Raw genomic sequence first — 18,654 nt, 5'->3', positions numbered from 1 at the left:
CCTTTTCAGTTAGCCAGGTGAGGTTTGGGAAACAGTCGGCGCACGATTCCCGTGCGCCCGAACAACAGGGAAAGGCCGTAGAACGCACTGGCGGTAAGCACGATGGCCGGGCCCGAGGCGACGCCAAGGTGGTAGGAAACGATCAGGCCGATCAGGCCTGACAAGGTCGCCAGCAGTGTCGAAATCACCATCAGGCCACTCAGCGAGTTGGTCCAGAAACGTGCCGCGGTTGCCGGCAGCATCATCATGCCCACGGCCATCAAGGTGCCCAGCGCCTGAAAACCTGCGACCAGGTTCAACACCACCAGCAGCAGGAACAACACGTGGTACAGCGAGCCGCGTCCGCCGACCGCACGCAGAAAGCCCGGATCGAAGCATTCCAGCACCAATGGGCGATAGATCACTGCCAACAGAATCAGCGTGAAGGAAGCAATGCTGCCGACCATATAGATAGCCGTGTCATCAATGGCCAGAATGGTGCCGAACAGCACATGCAGCAGGTCGACACTGGAGCCATGCAGCGAAACGATCAGCACCCCGGCCGCCAGAGAGGTCAGGTAAAAGCTGGCAAAACTGGCGTCTTCACGCAGCGAAGTCAGCCGGCTCACCAGCCCTGACAGCAAAGCCACTGCCAGCCCGGCGATCAGCCCGCCGAAGCCCATCGCGGGCAACGACAGACCGGCGACCATGAAGCCCACCGCCGCGCCGGGAAGCACCGCATGGCTCATGGCATCGCCCACCAGACTCATACGGCGCAGCATCAACAGCACGCCCACCGGCCCGGAACCAATCCCCAGTGCCAGGCACGCCACCAGCGCGCGGCGCATAAAACCGAATTCGATAAAAGGCTCGACGACCAGGCTATAGAGCATCATGAGCGCTCGTCCTCGCTATCACACAGCAAGGCGTCCGGGCTCCAGTACTCGGCCATGTTGCGCGCCTTGCGCAGGTTGGCGGCGCTGAGCACTTGCGAGGTTTCGCCCCAGGCAATGGCTTCACGGGCCATCAGCAGGGTTTGCGGAAAGTGCTGACGAACCTGTTCGATATCGTGCAGGACCGCGATCACTGTGCGCCCCTGCCCATGCCAGGCGCGCACCAGCTCCAGCAGATCACGGGTGGTGCGTGCGTCGATGGCGGTAAATGGCTCGTCGAGCAGAATCACAGAAGCATCCTGCAGCAGCAATCGGGCAAACAGCACCCGCTGGAACTGGCCGGACGACAACGAACCGACGCTGCGCCCTTCAAAACCCTCCAGGCCGACCGTGCTCAGCGCTTCCCCGGTCAATCGCGCATGATTGCGTGTCAGGCTGCGAAACGGCCCGATGCTGTGCCAGGCGCCCATCGAAACGGTATCGGCGACGCTCAGCGGAAAACTGCGATCGATTTCTGCGGCCTGGGGCAGGTAGCCGATCGTGCGGGTCGCCAGGCGGCCACGGTCGACGCGCCCCTGCGCAGGCTTCATGGTGCCGGCGATGGCCTTGATCAAGGTCGATTTACCCGCCCCGTTCGGCCCGACGATGGCCGTCAGGCTGCCCGCCTCGAACCGCCCGCTGATGTGGTGCACCGCCGGGCGGCGCTCATAGGCCACAGTAAGGTTTTCCAGAGCAATGGCTGCACTCATGGAATGGCCACCGACCAGCCGATGGCCAGCCAGAGCAATATCAGCACCGCAAGAGAAAACAGGACCCGCTTCCAGGCCGATTGGGCCAGCACGGAGCCTGCTATCGAGGCAAAACGAGTTTTCACGCGAAAGTAACCTGCAACTATTTGTTACAGTATTACATACCGATCGCGCAAATGTTATTAAATAACATTCATCCTTGAGTGCGCCCGTCCGGACAAGACTTCACTCTCGCTGAAAATCGTTAACCCATAGCGATACGTACAGGCCCGCTGTACGGTACTTGTCGAGCTGCACCCGACCCTATACTGTGCATGCAAACAGTATAGGGGTACTTCATGCAGCTTATCGACAAGCTCAGCATTCTGGCGGACGCCGCCAAGTACGATGCGTCGTGCGCCAGCAGTGGAGCACCCAAGCGCAGCTCGCAGGACAAATCCGGTCTGGGTTCCACCAACGGCATGGGCATCTGCCATAGCTATACGCCGGATGGCCGTTGCGTGTCGCTGCTGAAAATCCTGTTGACCAATTTCTGCTTTTACGACTGCCAGTACTGCGTCAACCGCCGCTCCAGCGACGTGCCCCGTGCGCGCTTCACGCCCGAAGAAGTGGTCACCCTGACGCTGGACTTCTATCGTCGCAATTGCGTCAGCGGGCTGTTTTTGAGTTCCGGGATCATTCGCTCTGCGGACTACACCATGGAGCAACTGGTCGAGGTCGCCCGGTTGTTGCGCGAGGTGCACGAGTTTCGCGGTTATATCCACCTCAAGACCATCCCCGACGCCGATCCGGCGCTGATCGAAAAAGCCGGTTGCTATGCCGACCGCCTCAGCGTCAATATCGAGCTGCCGACCGACCTGAGCCTGCAAACCCTTGCACCGGAAAAAGACGTCGCGTCGATCAAACAGGCCATGCAAACCATTTACACCGGCGAGCAAACCGTGCGCAACGAGCCGCGCTCGCCGCGCTTTGCCCCGGCCGGGCAAAGCACGCAAATGATCGTCGGTGCCGACGCTACCGACGACAGCACCATCCTGCACAGCGCGCAATCGCTGTACAGCAACTTCAAACTGCGCCGGGTCTACTATTCAGCGTTCAGTCCGATCCCCAACAGCCCCAACAGTGTGCCACTGGCTGCACCGCCGCTGATGCGCGAGCACCGGCTGTATCAGGCCGACTTCCTTTTGCGCGGCTACGGTTTTACTGCAGGTGAATTGCTCAGCGGCCCCGGTGACCTGGCGCTGGACATTGACCCCAAGCTGGCCTGGGCGCTGGGCAACCGGCAGGTGTTTCCGCTGGACCTGAACAAGGCCGACGCGGCGCTGATTGCCCGGGTGCCAGGCATCGGCATTCGTACCACCCAGCGGCTGGTCGAGCTGCGCAGGCAGCGGCGTATCCGCTACGAAGACCTCACCCGCATGCGCTGCATACTGGCCAAGGCCAAGCCGTTTATCATTACCAGCGACTACCACCCGCCGCATGCGGAAACCACCAGCGAATTTCTGCATCACCAGTTGCGTGACCGACCGCAGCCTCAGCAAATGGGGCTGTGGGGATGATCTGTCTGGACTGCGACGACCTGTTCGGCACTTGGCGGCTACAAGCGCGCTGGCTGCTGAGCCATGAAATCGACCCCAGCCAGGTCAGCTGGAAGTCACCGGACGCCGCCGACCTGTTTGGCAGCGAAGAAGAATACCCGCAGGAACAGGGCCCCTTTCAGGCCCGGGTTCCGCTGGAATTGGTGCAACTGCTGGAAAGCGCCTCGCGCTACCGGGGCGATCAGCGCTGGAGCCTGTTGTACGAAGTGCTGTGGCGCGTCACCCACGGTGATCGCACGGCCATGATGGCCGGCGACAAACTCGGCAGCGAGCTGCACCGTCGTCTCAAGTCGGTCAGACGTGAGGCGCATCATCTGCACGCGTTTCTACGTTTTGTCGCCTTGCCGCCTGTCGCTGATGACGCGGCCATCATGCGCCCGCAGTACGTGGCGTGGCATGAGCCGGCGCACGATATTCTGCTCAGTGCCAGTGAGCATTTCATCGGCCGCATGGGCCAGCACCGCTGGATGATCGCTACCCCTCAGGACGGCGTGTATTACGACGGCAAACAGCTGATCCACGAACGCCGCTGCCCTGAAGCCTGGCAGACCATGGCCCGGCAGGTCGAAGACCCGCATGGCGAGTTGTGGCTCACGTATTACAGCCACATCTTCAACCCTGCACGCCTGAACCCCAAAGTCATGGAGGGCCACTTCCCTTCGCGCTTCTGGAAGAATCTGCCCGAAGGCCCTTTGATTCCAGAGCTCATCACCCAGGCCCGGACTGGCAAACAACGCGACGGCCAGGCCAGCGATATCGCCGCCAGACGTGGCAAGAAGATTGCGCACAGGGATTGAGTCTTTCACTCGCGGGCTCTTGTTACCCGGCACTCTGTGCTCTTCAGGTGTTGTCTATGACGACAAGCGCCTAAAGCGAAACGCGCCCTTCAATGCAGGTAACCGTCGAGCCGCCCACCCAGATATCCTCACCTACACGCTGAATGGAAACTCGCCCCTTGCGGCCGAGCGCAGTGCCTTGGCTGACGATGTAATTGTCCGGTGCCAGCCCCTCTTCCAGAAACCAGCGAGCGATTCCGGCATTGAGGCTGCCGGTCACCGGGTCTTCCGCCATACCGTCGCCCGGGATAAAGGCACGCACTTCAAATTGCGCCTCATCCCCATCGACTGCCGGGTCCCATGGCGCAACGACGCCGAGTATCAGGCCGCTCAATAGTGTGTAATCCGGCTGCAAGCTCAGAACACTGGCGCGATCTGCCAGCCTGATGGCGACCCAACCCGGGCCGTTATCCACCCAGCGCGCATCCAGAATCTCACCCGCCCCCAGGTTCATACCGAGGCGGATCTGCTCGATCAATTCAGGGTCTACAGTGCCCGAACGCAACAAAGGCGGCGCAGTGAATGCCAGCCCGCTGCCCTCGCGACGAATGCGCACCAGACCGATCCCGCACTCCTGGATAATTTCCTCACCCTGCGCCGCGCCACCGCTTTCGAGCCAGGCGTGACAGCTGCCCAAGGTGGGATGCCCAGCGAAAGGCAGCTCTTCAAGTGTAGTGAAGATACGCACACGATAGTCGGCACGCGGGTCTGTCGGTTTGAGCAGAAACGTGGTTTCACTCAGGTTGGTCCAGCGTGCAAAGGCGGCCATCTGTTCATCACTCAGCCCGTCCGCGCCCAGCACCACCGCCAGCGGATTACCGAGCAAAGGCTGATCGCTGAACACATCCAGTTGTTTGAAATGAAACGAGCGCATCTGAGCTTCCTTGGCAAGGTGTTAAAGAACCAAGGTTGCCACGCACGCCACCGGGTAGACAACGGTCTATTGAACCAACGCTCGCCTTGGCCGCTCACAGCTCGCACTCGCCTGCTAATCTGGCAGACACAGGTCCGGACAACATGAGTCATTCGAGGTTTGAAGATGCTGGACACTACAACCTACAGTCAGCTCGAAACACTTTGCGAGACAATGACCGGCAAGTCCTTTCTGGTCGTCACCGGCGCAGGTATCAGCACCGCGTCCGGCATTCCGGACTACCGCGACAAGGACGGCGTGCGGCGTGGCAAACAGCCGATGATGTATCAAGAGTTTGTCGGCAACCCCGCTGCGCGCCAACGTTACTGGGCGCGGGCGATGCTGGGCTGGCCGCGTATTCGCGCGGCGCAGGCCAATGCCGCGCATCGGGCACTGGCTGCATTGCAGGTTGAAAATGCCATCAGCGGACTGATCACCCAGAACGTTGATGCACTGCACAGTCAGGCCGGAAGCCAGGACGTCATCGAGCTGCACGGCAGCCTGCACCGTGTACTGTGCCTGGATTGTCAGCAACGCAGCGAGCGGGCGGATATTCAAGAGCAGATGCTGGAGCAAAACCCCTATCTGCTAGGCGTTGATGCCATGCAGGCACCCGATGGCGACACCCTGCTGGCCCCGGCTTTCGAGGCTGGTTTCAAGGTGCCCCGTTGCCCGCATTGCGAGGGCGACAGACTCAAGCCGGACGTTGTGTTCTTTGGTGAGAACGTCGCGCCGCAGACCGCTGCCAAGGCAACGTCGAGCGTCGAACAGGCGGGAGGCTTGCTGGTGGTTGGCACGTCATTGATGGCCTGGTCGGCGTTCCGCCTGTGCAAGGCAATGGTCGAACAGGGCAAACCGGTCATCGCCATCAACCACGGCAAGACCCGCGCGGACGAATTGCTTGAAATGAAGATCGAAGCATCATGCGAGCAGGTACTGCCGTGGATCGCCGAGCAGCTTAGCGCGCGTTAGAACAACCCTAATTGCCCGCCGATCAGCGTGCTGAAATCATCGTCGACAAACGGCAGGATCGCATCCGCCAGTGGTTGTAACTGGCGAGTCACGTAATGGTCGTAGTCAATCGGCGCGTGACGAATCTCCAGTGGTTCCGGCCCGGCAGTGGTCATCACATAGCTGATCCAGCCGCCGCTCTGATATTGACGCGGACGCCCCTGCTGATCGTTGTATTCATCGGCGAGCCGCGCGGCGCGCACGTGTGGCGGCACGTTGCGCTGATAATCATCGAGCTTGCGGCGCAGGCGCTTGCGGTAGATCAACAGGTCATCCAGTTCGCCTGACAAGGTGCGCTGCACGTAGTCACGCACATAATTCTGATACGGCTGGCGCTTGAAGATGCGCAGGTATAGCTCCTGTTGAAACTGCTGAGCCAGCGGCGACCAGTCGGTGCGCACGGTTTCCAGGCCCTTGTAGACCATCTCCTCGGAACCATCGGCGCGAGTGACCAGTCCGGCGTAGCGTTTCTTGCTGCCCTCCTCCGCGCCGCGTACGGTTGGCATCAGGAAGCGGCGAAAATGCGTTTCGTATTGCAGCTCCAGCGCGCTGTGCAAGCCATATTCATTGTGCAGGTGCTCGCGCCACCACTGGTTGACCTGTTGCACCAGCGTCTTGCCGATGCTTGCCGCTTCTTCCTGCCCGTGAGGACGGCCCAGCCAGACAAACGTCGAGTCGGTATCGCCGTAGATTACGGTATAGCCCTGTGCCTGGATGAGGTCGCGGGTCTTGAGCATGATTTCATGCCCGCGCAAGGTGATCGATGAGGCCAGCCGCGGATCGAAGAACCGGCAGCCACTCGACCCCAGCACGCCGTAGAAGGCATTCATGATGATTTTCAGGGCTTGGGACAACGGCGCATTGTGCTCGCGCTTGGCGGTCTCCCGACCTTGCCACACTCGTTCCACGATCTCTGGCAGGCTATGGCGGGTGCGGGAAAACCGCGCGCCGCGAAAGCCTGGCACCGACGCGCTGTCCTCGGGGTGACGCATCCCTTCGATCAACCCCACCGGGTCGATGAGAAAGGTGCGAATGATCGACGGATACAGGCTCTTGTAGTCCAGCACCAGCACCGACTCATAGAGCCCCGGCTGGGAATCCATCACAAAACCACCGGGGCTTGCCTCCGGCATGCGTTCGCCCAGATTGGGCGCGACGAAGCCCTGGCGGTGCATCAGCGGAATGTACAGATGGCAGAACGCGGCCACCGAACCGCCGCTGCGGTCAGCGGGCAGGCCCGTTACGGTGGCGCGTTCGAGCAGAAAGGTCAGCAACTGGGTCTTGGCGAAGATGCGCGTCACCAGCTCGCAATCCTTGATGTTGTAACGCGCCAGCGCAGGCTTGTCCTCGGCGAACATGCGGTTGATTTCGTCCATGCGCTGGTAAGGCGTATCAATGGCCTTGCCCTCGCCCAGCAGGGTCTGCGCGACATTCTCGAGACTGAACGACGGAAAGCTCCAGGTCGCGGAACGCAAGGCCTCGATCCCGTCGATGATCAGCCGCCCGCTGACCTCGGCAAAAAAATGATTGTTACGGCTGCCATGCTCCCGCCAGCCCATTGCTTCACCGCCACGCCCGAGCCGCAATGGCACTTGCAGGCGCTGGGCATGTTCATGCAGAACCCGCAGGTCGAACTGCACGACGTTCCAGCCGATGATTGCGTCAGGATCGTGCAACGCCAGCCAGCCATTCAGGCACTCCAGCAACTGCGCGCGGGTATCGCAATAATCGAGCTGAAAATCCAGCTCCTCGGCGCCGCCATTGGGTGGCCCCAGCATGTACACCTGGCGCTGACCACAGCCCTCCAGCGCGATCGAATACAGCTCGCCACGCGCCGTGGTTTCGATATCGAGCGACGCCAGCTTCAGGCTGGGACGGTAATCGGGTGCCGGCCTGATTTGCGCGTCGCAAAGCACGCCCTCGGCATCCGGCGTACCGCTGAATTGCACTGGCGCGGTGATGAAGCGCTCCATCAGATAGCGCTCGGGCGGGCGAATGTCTGCCTCGTAAACATCGACATTGCCTCTACGCAGCATTTTTTCGATGTTCATCAACTGGCGGTGCTGCTGGCAATACACACCGAGCACAGGTCGATGACGAAAATCGCAAAGTTCCAGCGGACGCAATTCCACCCCGCGCTCGGTACGCAACAGCGACCGCGCACGCTCGCCCTGCTCGGCGGGAATAAAGGCGACAGAGGGCTGGCAAGGCAGGCGAATATGGCGAGGCCCCTGATCGGTGGCCAACCAGAAGTCGACCTCGGTCCCGGCGGGCGTATCTTGCCAGTGCCGACTCAGGATGAAGCCCTGCTGTAAATCCAACGCTGCTACCTCGACCGCATGGCGAAACCGTTGATTCTACTTGGCTGTGAGATCAAGCGCGCGGTCGGCAGTCGAATTCAGGCCATTTTCAGGCGCTGTCAATTAATTGCGTCTATGCCCTTTATCCCTATTTATTTGTTGCTCGATTCTGCGCGCTGCACGATTCTGTAGTGCGCCTGAAAATGCACTACAGTCTTACAGGTCCCGATCACGGAGAGCACCATGAAAACCGTCGCCCAACTACTGAAATTGAAAGACCTGCAAAACCAGCAAGTGCATACCATCGGCCCGGACCAGATGGTGCTCGATGCGCTCAGGCTGATGGCGGAAAAGAATATCGGTGCGCTGCCGGTGGTCGAGGGCAACGTGGTGGTCGGCGTCGTCAGTGAGCGCGACTATGCACGCAAGGTGATCCTCAAGGGGCGCTCCTCGGTGGGCACGCCGGTCAGAGAAATCATGAGCAACAAAGTCATTACCGTCGACTCGCAACAGAGCGTCGAAGCGTGCATGGGGATCATGACCGACAGCCATCTGCGCCATCTGCCGGTCGTGGAAGACGGCCGGCTGCTGGGCCTGCTGTCGATCGGCGACCTGGTGAAGGAAGCCATTGCCGAACAGGCCAGTCTCATTCAGCAGCTTGAGCAGTACATTCGCGGCGAGTGAGCCGAACGGCACGCCAGGCGCAACGCGCGATTACCGCACGCTGCGCCGGTCACTCAGTCATCCAGCGTCTTGCCAGGTGCCCCGCCCTTGACTGGCTTGGCCGGTTTTTCGGCCGGTGCAGGCTTGGCCTCTGGTTCTGGTGGCGGCGCGGATGCCTCTTTCTCGCGCATTGGCATCTGGTCGATGGTGGCGAAGATCTCCTTAAGGTCTACCGATTCTGACTTGCCGATAGTCTTGTCGATCTTTTTCTCGCCGTCCTTGCCCACCAGAATGACCTTGGTACCGACACCCGCGCCCAGCTTCAATTCACGAATCAAGGCCATGGTCGACTGGGGGTCCATGCTCTTGCCGTCACGCTCGCCGATAGTGTTCACCACCGTGAACAGCACCATATTGCGCTCTGTGAAGTCTTTATGATTTGCAGACTCCTTCAGCGCGTCCTTGAGGTGGCTCAGCGCCGGATCAGCCGGGCTGGGTGCGATGATGATCAGCGGGCGCGACTTGCCGCGCTCCTGGGCCAAAGGGCCATCGCTGTCAGCGGCAAGTGCTGTACCGGCAGCGACAAGCAGGGTGGCGAGGGTCAGGGACCGGATTAACATGGTGGGCTCCTTTCAAATCCATTGGGTAGCCATCGCGCGCAGACATACGCGATGCTGGACTGTTCTACCGCATATGGGTCATCCCGGTACAGCCCGATGTAGTCCTTTTCCTTAATCCCTTGCTTCAGGCAGAGCGCTCAAGCGATTTGTAAAGGGCGCTGTCGAGGCTCGCCAGCAGGCCTTGAACGATCTGTTCCACCTCGGCAGCGTTCAGCACCAATGGCGGCAGAAGACGGATGACCTTACCGCGCGTGACGTTGATCAACAGGCCGTAGTCCTCGGCCGCGATCCGGGTCAACTCGGGTATGGCCTGCCGCAATTCGATACCGATCATCAGCCCCAGCCCACGAATCTCCAGCACCTGCGGGTGAGCGCCAAGCACGTTGCGCAGCCGCTCCAGCAAGCGGCTGCCTTGCAGGGCAGCGTTCTCCACCAAGGCCTGCTGTTCGATGATGTCGATCACCGTGCAGCCGACCCGACAGGCCAGCGGATTACCACCGAAGGTGCTGCCGTGGCTGCCGGGGGTGAACAATTGCGCCGCCCTGCCCCGTGCCAGACAGGCACCTATCGGCACACCGTTGCCCAAACCCTTGGCCAGGGTCATGACGTCCGGCACGATGCCCTCGTGCTGAAAGGCAAACCACTTGCCGGTCCACCCCATGCCGGTCTGGATTTCGTCGAGCATCAACAGCCAGTCACGCCGCGTGCAGCGCTCCCTCAGCGCCTTGAGATACCCGGTTGGCGCGACCTGCGCGCCGCCTTCGCCTTGAATCGGCTCCACCAGTACTGCGGCAATGCGGTGCCCGTGAGTCACGCAGACCTTGTCGAACGCCGCCAGATCGCCAAAGGGTACTTTGAGGTAATCCCCCGGCAAGGTGCTGAAGCCCAGGCGCACAGCCGGTCCGTCACTGGCCGACAGTGTGCCCAGCGTGCGGCCGTGAAAGGCGTTTTCCATGACCACCACCAAAGGCCGTTCGATGTACTTGTGCCAGCCGTGCAGGCGCGCCAGCTTCAGCGCAGTCTCGTTGGCCTCGGCACCGGAGTTATTGAAAAACACCCGATCCAGCCCCGACAAACAGGTCAGTTTCTGCGCCAGACGCTGCTGCCAGTCAATGCTGTAAAGATTGGAAGTGTGCAACAGCAAACCCGCCTGATCCCGAATGGCCTCTACCAGCAGCGGATGCGAATGGCCGACATTGGTCACCGCCACGCCCGCCACAGCATCCAGGTATTGGCGCCCGCTCTGGTCCCACAGATGCGTGCCCAGGCCTCGGGTGAAGCTCAGGGCCAGAGGCTGGTAAGTGCTCATCAGGCAGGCAGTGGTCATGACGTGAAGCTCCTTGGGTATGTTTCGGTTTTTGCAGTATCGTTAGCCACTCCTTATGGATAAACAGCCAAATACTTCAATCATTTTAAAGCAGGGCTTGATAATGGATTTGTTTCAGGCGATGCGTGTGTACGTAAAGGTGGTCGAAGCAGGCAGCCTGACGGCGGCAGCGCAGGCGTGTTCGATTTCTACCACGATGGTTGGCAACCACCTGCGCGCACTGGAACAGCGCCTGGGCGTCAGCCTGTTGCAGCGCACCACTCGCCGTCAGCGCTTGACGGAATTCGGCACTGCGTATTACGAGCGTTGCCTTGAAGTGCTGGGGCTGGTGGCCGAGTCCGAGCAACTGGCCGAGCAGGCCCAGGGCGATCCCAGCGGCACGTTGCGCATCACCGCGCCGCTGACGTTCGGTTCGGAAGTGCTGGCCCCGGCCCTTGCCGGGTTCTCGCTACGTTTTCCCGAGGTCAAACTTGATCTGGTGCTGACCAACCAGCGTCTGGACATGATCGACAATGGGTTCGATATCGCCATACGCTTGGGGAACATCCCGCAATCCTCGCCACTGATTGCGCGCCTCATGCAGGACTACACCCTGACCATCTGCGCTGCGCCGAGTTATCTGGCTCGTCATGGAACGCCTGCGCACCCCGAGGACCTTGGTGCGCACAATTGCCTGGCGTTCTCCTACCCGGCAGGAGACGAGTGGCGCACGGCTGGCACCCAATGGCGTATGACCGGCCCCGAAGGTGAAGTGCTGGTGGATGTCGACGGCTCGATGGTTGCCAACACCTCTGCCGGTCTTTATCAGGCTGCGTGTGCTGGAATGGGTGTAGTGATGCTACCGGATGCGCTGGTTCAGCGAGACTTGCAGGAAGGCCGGCTGGTTGCGCTGCTGCCGGGCTATCACTTGCCCAGACGACCGATGAACCTGCTGTATGTGCAGGATCGTTATCGGCTGCCTAAAGTGAGAAGTTTTGTGGAGTACGCGATGGGGCTCTGGGGGCGGTAAGCACTTACCGCCCAAATGTCATCGAACCAACGCCGGTGCGCGCGTTGCTGCCCGCACCGGAGTTTGCCGGTCAGACCTTGAATCGGCTGACCATGCTCTGCAGATGCACACCCAGGCGCGCCAGCTCGACGCTGGACGCCGCGGTCTCTTCACTGGCGGACGCCGTTTGCTCGGAAATGTCGCGCACGTTCAGAACGCTGCGGTTGATCTCTTCGGCAACCGCACTCTGCTCTTCGGCAGCAGCGGCAATCTGGTGGTTCATCGTCTCGATGGTCGAGATCGCCTGGGTCATGTTGTTGATGGAAACGCCTGCATTGCGTGTCAGCTCGACACTGTTTTCAGTCAGAGCCTGGCTATTGTCGAGAATCGTAGCCACTTGCGATGTACGGCTGTGCAGGCCACTGATCAACGCAGCAATTTCTTCCGTCGATGTCTGCGTGCGCTGGGCCAGGCTTCTTACTTCGTCAGCCACCACCGCGAAGCCTCGTCCGGCTTCGCCTGCACGCGCCGCTTCAATGGCAGCATTGAGCGCCAACAGATTGGTCTGCTCGGCAACGGCCTTGATCACGTCCAGCACGCCGCCAATCTTGTTGCTTTCGCTCTTGAGCTCGTCCATTGCAGATTTGGAGTGTTTGACTTCAGTTGCGAGCTTCTCGATCTGGGCAACCGCCTTGGATACCACACCTTCGCCATCGCGGGCTTCCTTCGAAGCATTAACCGCCGCATGGGAAGCCTGCTCTGCGTTGCGTGCGACCTCCTGAACAGTCGCAGACATTTCGTGCATTGCAGTGGCAACCTGATCCGTTTCGCTCTTCTGACTGTTCACCCCGGCACTGGTCTGCTCAGTGACAGCCGACAACTGTTCGGCTGCGCTGGCGATTTGTGTCACACCATCGCGCAGGCCGCCAATCAGCTCGCGCAGGTTGCTGGTCATGCGCAGCATGCTGCCTTGCAACAAGCCCAGTTCATCCTTGCGCGTGACCGGCTGGTTGTACGTCAAATCGCCATCCGCTACACGCTCGGCCAGCTTCAGTGTGTCAAGCAACGGGCCGACGATAAGACGAGTGATAACCCAGGCCGCCAAAGCGCTCATGATCAACGCTGCAATCAGCCAGACAGACAGAAGGGTCTTGGCCTCGCCCACGTCTTCTATTCTCAGACTGACCTGATTGGCTGACAGCTTGTCGGCAGAATCAAACAGAATGGCGATAGTTTTATTGATCCCTGCCTGTGCCTGATCGATCTTGTCCTGCGCCGCAGTGAACTGATTCAACGTGTTCTGATAGCCGAGCAGAGCGTCCACAAGGTGCTTGATCGTCGCTGACTGGCTATCGAAGCCTTTCAGATTTTTAACAAAATTAATAACCGTGTCCATCGACGTTTCAGCCGGTGCCCGGTTCTCGGTTTTCAGGGAATAGGTGTAACCACGCAAGTCGAAGCGCATTTTCTGAAACAACGTCATCGCCTGAATAATGTCGTCACGCTGCGAGGCGCTGCCGTCATCTGATCGGGCAATGGCGTTCAGTTTCTGCAAATCGTCAGCGGCTGCGTCAGCGTACTGGCCAAACACTGACCGGGTCGCCTCGCGGGCGGCAGTGGCCTGCATCAGATTATCGTAGTGGACACGATAATCCTTCATCGCTTCAGCAGAAGCATTTACCAGCGGGGTGTTCAGCGGAGAGTCGAAAACCTTCTGCGCATACTTCACATGATTTTCGAGACTATCGATAGCTTTCAGCCAGTTGCTGGCGCGCTCGGCATCGTAGTTGAGCGCATAAGCCAGGCGGGCTATACGGACATCACGGGTCAGCGTGCTCAGCTTGCCGATATCGGCAATCCTCTCGCTTCGTTCGCTCAGCGAACTGATCCCCGTCCAGCCTGTGAGTGCAATCAGCACGGTCAGCACAATGACCAAGGCAAACCCGAGCACAAGCTTGGACCTTACAGAAATATTGTTCAGCATAGTGTTCACCGTAAATTGCTCTTGTCTGGTCATTGTGGGGGTTATAAGCGGCTTGTCCTTGCCATTGATACAACCCACAGTTGTCGGCGGGGCAGCTTCAAACTTTAAAAGTTGACGTCAAAATTCATGCTCGAAAATAAACATCGACTCGTCGAATAACCCGTATGGCCTTTCACGCCAGTCGGTTAGCATGGGCCGCTGTACCTACACATCGAGTATTTCGGAGAATTGCATGAGTCTGGAGTTGACAGCTTCTCGAGACGGCCTGACCACAGAGGAACGTTCTGCGATTGCCGAAATAGAGGCAACGACCAACATTTTAAGGCTGGTCACCCGACTGACAGGCATGCGCTTTGCAGGTATCGCAAAGTTCACCGACGCGGACTGGATCGCCTGTTCTGTATACGACCCGACTGACCTGGGCATTGACGATGGGGACGTGTTCAAACTGGAGACCACGCTGTGCAGTGAGTTTTGCGTCAACCCCGAAGCGTTGTTCATACCGCAGATCAGCAAAAACGGCCGCTACGCGAACCGGCCGGTGGTAAAGCGCTACGCCATCGAGAGTTATGCAGGCGTGCCGATCCATCTTCCGAACGGACAGTTGTACGGCGCGCTATGTGCGCTCGACTCGGACGTGACGTTGTTTGACGACCCCGATCTGGCGGAAACACTGACTCTGTTTGCCAGATTGATCGGCTGTATTTTCTTCGCCAACATCAGCGAAACAGACTGATGTAGCTGCCGCTTGATGCGGGTGAAAAACACGTTTCATGCGGACGAAGCGTTGATTTTGCAGGAAAGGATGAAGTCGCTCGACTGAAAAACCCCTTCGCCCTGTGTGAAGTTTCCGAGAAGACTTCAGTTGCTTGCGCGGGCTGTATCGAGGATTTAAGGTGCGCCGTCGCTGCAAAATCAGCGGCCGGATTTAGCGATCCGAATACCTCACAGCTAGCTTATGTATGCTTCCAGCCTCAGTGCATTTGAAGCAACTGTTATGGCGGCTGTGCGTCGGAGACTCCAGGGTCTGCCGGCGTTGTGAGGTGCCGGTTCGCTAACCTTCGCACAGCCGCCACCCATTTCGTCCAGTGATGTGCAGGCGGCTCATTTTCATGACAGGAGCTTTGCCGCGATGGATCTCCCATTCCCCCTTCTTCCCTGCACCGAAAACCACGAACCCACCCTCTTCCTGCGCCACCGTCGCATGTTGCGTGCTGTTGTCATGCACGCAGAAGCCTGGTTCCCGCTGGAAGATATCGCCCGCCTGATGGGCAAGCGTCTGGACGAGCGCAACACCCGCAAGCTCGACGCCGATCAGCGCCGCACCGCATGGTTGTTGACCCACGGCGAATGGCAAAAATGCCTGCTGATCAGCGAGTCTGCGGTATTCGCCCTGTTGATTCACCATTACATCCCGGAAAACCGCGCCCTGCGACGCTGGCTAACGCAAGACGTGCTGCCCGCACTGAGCGCCCGCCCCGTTGATATCAACAACGACGGCCCCACTCACTGCCAAATGCAGTGGCAGGGCACAACCCTGAGTACGCTGCAATGGCGCGGGGATATCTGGGTGAAGTTGCGCGACATGCCGGAAATCGCTCAGGTCCAGACGACCGGCAAGAAATATGGCTGGCTGAAACGCCTGAAGTTGCTGGGCAAACGGGCTGCCTGAGCGCTTCAAACAGGCTCTGTACAAAAAGTGGCCACGCTGGCCGACTTTTCGTACACAGCCTACGGTTTACTCTACGGTCGCGTACATGGGCACGAGTTCAAGCATGGCGCTACTGAACTGGCTTTCATCAAATTGCGTTCGGTGTCGAGGCGACACAGGTTTGACCGGGCGCTCGCCGTCCAATAACGCCTCGGCAGGCAGATCAATCCCGAAATGAGGAAATGGCTCCTGAGCCACCCAGCCTCCGGCCGCCAGAACCAACAGTAGAAATACGCCCGCAATGGGCTCTTTAGGTCTGCACATTCTCGTTTCTCCAATCCGGCAAAACGATTCAGCTCACAATGAGCAACTCGATATAACAGCCACGGCGTCACCCGTGTGTCGCGCCCGGCAGATCACTCGAAAGGCTCTTCGCCCTGCAACTTGGTGCGGTGCATCATTCGCCCGCACGCGGGGTCGTAAGCTTCCGCACGGTGCATGGTGCCGGTGTTGTCCCATATCACCAAATCACCCGTCTGCCACGCATGGCTGTAACTGAACGCCTCGGCTGTGGCCCATTCGCGAAGGCCGACCAGAATCTGCGCGCTTTGCGCCAGGCTGACGCCAACGACCTGCTGCGCAGTGCATCCCAGAATCAGCGACTTGCGACCGGACCGGTGCCTCCAGACCAGCGGCAACTCCTTCTCGCCGATAGCCTGCATGGCCTTGAGCATCGCAAGGCCAGGCTCGGGATTGTAATAGAGTAACGATGCCCATGGCGCGTGAATTACTCGTAAGCGTTCGTAACGTTGTTTATCGGCGCTCGATAACGCCTCGTAAGCCGCATAGGTATTACAGAAACCGGTATTGCCTCCCAAACTGGCGGGCACCTTGCAAGACAGCAACGACGCCAGAATGGGCACATCGCTGCTCGTACCGTCGATATGCCAGTAGAGCGAGCCCTTGAGAAACTCAGCGCCTGCCGGGTTCTCTTTGACATCAAGGCTGATCTTGGTGATGTTCTGGCCATCACTGGCTTCCGGACAGAAAGTGCCCAGCGTACGGGTGAAAGCGATCTGCTCTGCATCGGAAAAATCAATCTGCGGAAACACCAGCACACCTCGCTGCTCCAGCAGTTCCCGGATTCCCCCGGCGAATTGACCCGACAGCAGCTCCTGCTTGCTGTTGAAAATACGCGTGCCAATACCTGGCTTGATGGGCTCCTGAGACAGCTGAACAAGCGAAGTGGCTAACATGATGCGACCCTCTTCATAAGTGAACACAACGGTACACTTATGAAAAAATCTGCGCAACCTCTTATTGAGCCGACTGGCCGCACACCTTGTCTGCGCCTTACACTGGCCATCCACTGACCGTTCAAGGAATGAATTAACGTGCACGCCCCTGCCCCGCAAATCCTCATTCAGCGCATGGCCGAAATCCACATTGAAGGCGTTACTGCGCTCTACAACGAGCCTGCGGTCTGTCGTCAGGTGTTACAAATGCCGTTTCAGTCCATCGAAGTATGGCGCAAACGCCTGGCAGCCAGCACAGAGCGACATGTGAAACTGGTCGCGCTGAGTGGCGGCGAAGTCATCGGCAGCCTCGGCCTGGAACAATATTCGCGCAGCCGACAAAGCCATGTCGGCGCTATCGGCATGGGCGTCGCGTCGGCCTGGCACGGCAAAGGCATCGGCTCGAAACTGCTGGCGGCAGCGCTGGACATCGCAGACAACTGGATGAACATGCACCGGGTAGAACTGACCGTGTTTGCCGACAATGAGGCAGCACAAGGCCTTTATCGCAAGTACGGTTTCGAACAGGAAGGACGCCTGCGCAACTACGCCGTGCGCGATGGCGTATTCGTCGATGCCTTGAGCATGGCGCGGCTGAGGTGAGCGGTGCCCCTGAAGCTACTGCTGAAAGCATGCAAGGATCAGCCAAGAATCAATTTCTCCACATGACTCGCTTGCGTACCTGGAAACCAGGCCTATCGCGTTGGGCGAGTGACGCTGTATCGCCCTGCCACGAAGCTTTTTGAAGAAATCTTATTATCTTGCGCTGACCACACCGTGCCCAAACTACGTCGACAATTGATACGCGCAGAACTATTGATCATCGACGACTTGGGCATCGGCGGCATTGATGCCCAACTCGGTCCGTTACTCTTGGACGTTATCGACCAGCAGTCACAGAACGAGTCACTGCTGATCACAAGCCAGTAACCGAAAGAAAAATGGTATGACCTGTTCTCCGACCCCACGATTGCCGATGCAATTCTTGACCGTATCGTTCACAAGTACCATGTCATCGAACTAAAGGGCGAATCGATACAAAGAGTCAAAAGTCGCAAGCGGGCGTAAGAGCATTCAGCGTGTGTTTCTGGTGGTCAATACGAATGCAATTGGTCAAGTCGAATGCAAACAGGCCATCCGACCCGGAGCAGTAGTTTTGCGTTTTCTTCACTGCGGGTGGTACTGGTCAATTTAGTCGTCTCATCGATGCTCATCTGGCAAACTCATGCTGAGACCATTAATGAAAGCTAGCCTTGAGCCCGACTGACCGCATCTGGCTGAGAGCTGGCTCTCTGTTGGGAATCATCGCTTGGGATGCCTCTGCCGCCATACGGCATAGGATGCACTCAGGTCAGACTGGAGATCGCGTGCCAATGCATTGCCCTTACTGCAATTCGAATCTTGTCGATGCCGACGATGGTGGGATGCTGTGCTCTTCGTCAGGAGCCTTGCTCAGCGAACCTGTGAGCAAAGTTTTTCGCCTTCGTTACAGCCACTGCCAGACCATTGCCGGGGGCGATGCGGTGCGGCAACCTGCTGATCTTTTTTGCCCTGGCTGTGGCATCCCAATGACGGCAACAGGATGTCGATCATGCGGGCAATCCTTTGAACCGGCGCTTCTGCGACGCCTCATAGAACTCAATCCACATCCCAGATAACCGCCAGCAGATCAACCGCGGTTTTCGGCGCATGCTGGCCAGTCAAGCTTTTATCCCGTAACCGTTGCCGTGCGGCAGGGGCTGCGGTGGTGAGCGGGGCCGCAGAAACTCGGCTCCTGGCAGATTGCTGCTTTTCGCGACCGGCGGCTATCTGCCAGAAGCGGACCCGCTAAAACGCGCTTCTGGCGG

At 59.0% G+C, this 18,654-nt stretch carries 18 protein-coding genes and 3 pseudogenes; 9 read left to right on the top strand and 12 right to left on the bottom strand.

What is annotated here, in order from left to right; translation table 11 throughout:
• Positions 1-5: 5 nt before the first annotated feature.
• The 3 genes from FFH21_RS13310 to FFH21_RS30580 are packed head-to-tail and all read right to left on the bottom strand — an operon-like array spanning position 6 to position 1,746.
• The gene (locus FFH21_RS13310; protein WP_002553554.1) at positions 6-875 is read right to left on the bottom strand and encodes a metal ABC transporter permease; all 870 of its coding nucleotides are present in this window, start codon (positions 873-875) and stop codon (positions 6-8) included.
• Complete coding sequence (gene aztA / locus FFH21_RS13305) at positions 872-1,621, bottom strand: zinc ABC transporter ATP-binding protein AztA (RefSeq protein ID WP_005733071.1); 750 nt, start codon at positions 1,619-1,621, stop codon at positions 872-874. The genes FFH21_RS13310 and aztA overlap by 4 nt, the downstream gene beginning before the upstream one ends.
• On the bottom strand, positions 1,618-1,746 hold the full coding sequence (locus FFH21_RS30580; protein WP_011168620.1) for a hypothetical protein: 129 nt from the start codon (positions 1,744-1,746) through the stop codon (positions 1,618-1,620). The genes aztA and FFH21_RS30580 overlap by 4 nt, the downstream gene beginning before the upstream one ends.
• Before the next feature lie 213 nt (positions 1,747-1,959).
• Between FFH21_RS30580 and FFH21_RS13300 the strand changes: the two genes are divergently transcribed.
• Both FFH21_RS13300 and FFH21_RS13295 read left to right on the top strand, forming a co-directional pair.
• Positions 1,960-3,180 carry a putative DNA modification/repair radical SAM protein gene (locus FFH21_RS13300; RefSeq protein WP_011168619.1) on the top strand — a complete coding sequence of 407 codons (1,221 nt, stop codon included), beginning with the start codon at positions 1,960-1,962 and terminating at the stop codon, positions 3,178-3,180.
• On the top strand, positions 3,177-4,016 hold the full coding sequence (locus FFH21_RS13295; protein ID WP_011168618.1) for a TIGR03915 family putative DNA repair protein: 840 nt from the start codon (positions 3,177-3,179) through the stop codon (positions 4,014-4,016). Before FFH21_RS13300 ends, FFH21_RS13295 begins: the two co-directional genes overlap by 4 nt.
• A gap of 70 nt (positions 4,017-4,086) precedes the next feature.
• On the opposite strand, the gene FFH21_RS13290 is transcribed toward FFH21_RS13295, so the two are convergent.
• Entirely contained in the window at positions 4,087-4,929 is an 843-nt protein-coding gene (locus tag FFH21_RS13290; protein WP_004664979.1) for a PhzF family phenazine biosynthesis protein, read from the bottom strand.
• Positions 4,930-5,094: 165 nt separating this feature from the next.
• On the opposite strand from FFH21_RS13290, the gene FFH21_RS13285 reads away from it, so the two are divergent.
• A complete protein-coding gene (locus tag FFH21_RS13285; protein ID WP_011168617.1) occupies positions 5,095-5,940 on the top strand; it encodes an NAD-dependent protein deacetylase in 846 nt (281 codons plus the stop codon).
• Here the strand turns inward: FFH21_RS13285 and FFH21_RS13280 are convergent.
• Positions 5,937-8,300: a DNA polymerase II gene (locus FFH21_RS13280; protein ID WP_011168616.1), complete on the bottom strand. Its 2,364-nt coding sequence runs from the start codon at positions 8,298-8,300 to the stop codon at positions 5,937-5,939. The two genes, FFH21_RS13285 and FFH21_RS13280, sit on opposite strands and share 4 nt — an antisense overlap.
• Positions 8,301-8,522: 222 nt before the next feature.
• Between FFH21_RS13280 and FFH21_RS13275 the strand changes: the two genes are divergently transcribed.
• Entirely contained in the window at positions 8,523-8,963 is a 441-nt protein-coding gene (locus tag FFH21_RS13275; RefSeq protein ID WP_011168615.1) for a CBS domain-containing protein, read from the top strand.
• Positions 8,964-9,016: 53 nt separating this feature from the next.
• On the opposite strand, the gene FFH21_RS13270 is transcribed toward FFH21_RS13275, so the two are convergent.
• Both FFH21_RS13270 and FFH21_RS13265 read right to left on the bottom strand, forming a co-directional pair.
• Complete coding sequence (locus FFH21_RS13270) at positions 9,017-9,562, bottom strand: DUF4174 domain-containing protein (protein WP_005733079.1); 546 nt, start codon at positions 9,560-9,562, stop codon at positions 9,017-9,019.
• A gap of 124 nt (positions 9,563-9,686) precedes the next feature.
• Positions 9,687-10,889: an aspartate aminotransferase family protein gene (locus tag FFH21_RS13265; protein ID WP_011168614.1), complete on the bottom strand. Its 1,203-nt coding sequence runs from the start codon at positions 10,887-10,889 to the stop codon at positions 9,687-9,689.
• Positions 10,890-10,992: 103 nt separating this feature from the next.
• Here FFH21_RS13265 and FFH21_RS13260 point away from each other — a divergent pair, with 103 nt between their 5' ends.
• Complete coding sequence (locus FFH21_RS13260) at positions 10,993-11,898, top strand: LysR family transcriptional regulator (RefSeq protein ID WP_004667677.1); 906 nt, start codon at positions 10,993-10,995, stop codon at positions 11,896-11,898.
• A 70-nt stretch (positions 11,899-11,968) separates the two neighbouring features.
• Here FFH21_RS13260 and FFH21_RS31050 read toward each other — a convergent pair.
• Positions 11,969-12,568: pseudogene (locus tag FFH21_RS31050) on the bottom strand (methyl-accepting chemotaxis protein); the annotation flags it as partial.
• Between the two features lie 255 nt (positions 12,569-12,823).
• Positions 12,824-13,861, bottom strand: a pseudogene (locus tag FFH21_RS31045) (methyl-accepting chemotaxis protein); the annotation flags it as partial.
• A gap of 232 nt (positions 13,862-14,093) precedes the next feature.
• Between FFH21_RS31045 and FFH21_RS13250 the strand changes: the two are divergent.
• Positions 14,094-14,597: a GAF domain-containing protein gene (locus FFH21_RS13250; protein ID WP_004661486.1), complete on the top strand. Its 504-nt coding sequence runs from the start codon at positions 14,094-14,096 to the stop codon at positions 14,595-14,597.
• A gap of 396 nt (positions 14,598-14,993) precedes the next feature.
• A complete protein-coding gene (locus tag FFH21_RS13245; RefSeq protein WP_004664973.1) occupies positions 14,994-15,533 on the top strand; it encodes a Bro-N domain-containing protein in 540 nt (179 codons plus the stop codon).
• Between the two features lie 66 nt (positions 15,534-15,599).
• On the opposite strand, the gene FFH21_RS13240 is transcribed toward FFH21_RS13245, so the two are convergent.
• Both FFH21_RS13240 and FFH21_RS13235 read right to left on the bottom strand, forming a co-directional pair.
• Positions 15,600-15,836 carry a hypothetical protein gene (locus tag FFH21_RS13240; RefSeq protein WP_004661480.1) on the bottom strand — a complete coding sequence of 79 codons (237 nt, stop codon included), beginning with the start codon at positions 15,834-15,836 and terminating at the stop codon, positions 15,600-15,602.
• 92 nt (positions 15,837-15,928) lie between these two features.
• Positions 15,929-16,768, bottom strand: coding sequence for a TauD/TfdA family dioxygenase (locus tag FFH21_RS13235; RefSeq protein ID WP_011168612.1), 840 nt, complete (start codon positions 16,766-16,768; stop codon positions 15,929-15,931).
• A 138-nt stretch (positions 16,769-16,906) separates the two neighbouring features.
• Between FFH21_RS13235 and FFH21_RS13230 the strand changes: the two genes are divergently transcribed.
• Both FFH21_RS13230 and FFH21_RS13225 read left to right on the top strand, forming a co-directional pair.
• Positions 16,907-17,410, top strand: a complete 504-nt coding sequence (locus FFH21_RS13230) for a GNAT family N-acetyltransferase (RefSeq protein ID WP_011168611.1) — start codon at positions 16,907-16,909, stop codon at positions 17,408-17,410.
• Between the two features lie 78 nt (positions 17,411-17,488).
• Positions 17,489-17,875: pseudogene (locus FFH21_RS13225) on the top strand (ATP-binding protein); the annotation flags it as partial.
• 384 nt (positions 17,876-18,259) lie between these two features.
• Here FFH21_RS13225 and FFH21_RS29965 read toward each other — a convergent pair.
• Positions 18,260-18,400, bottom strand: a complete 141-nt coding sequence (locus FFH21_RS29965; RefSeq protein WP_004643952.1) for a hypothetical protein — start codon at positions 18,398-18,400, stop codon at positions 18,260-18,262.
• Between the last annotated feature and the right edge of the window lie 254 nt (positions 18,401-18,654).

This window comes from Pseudomonas sp. KBS0707 (genome assembly GCF_005937945.2).
GTDB lineage: Bacteria > Pseudomonadota > Gammaproteobacteria > Pseudomonadales > Pseudomonadaceae > Aquipseudomonas > Aquipseudomonas amygdali.
This window is presented reverse-complemented; position numbering and strand designations above follow the sequence as displayed.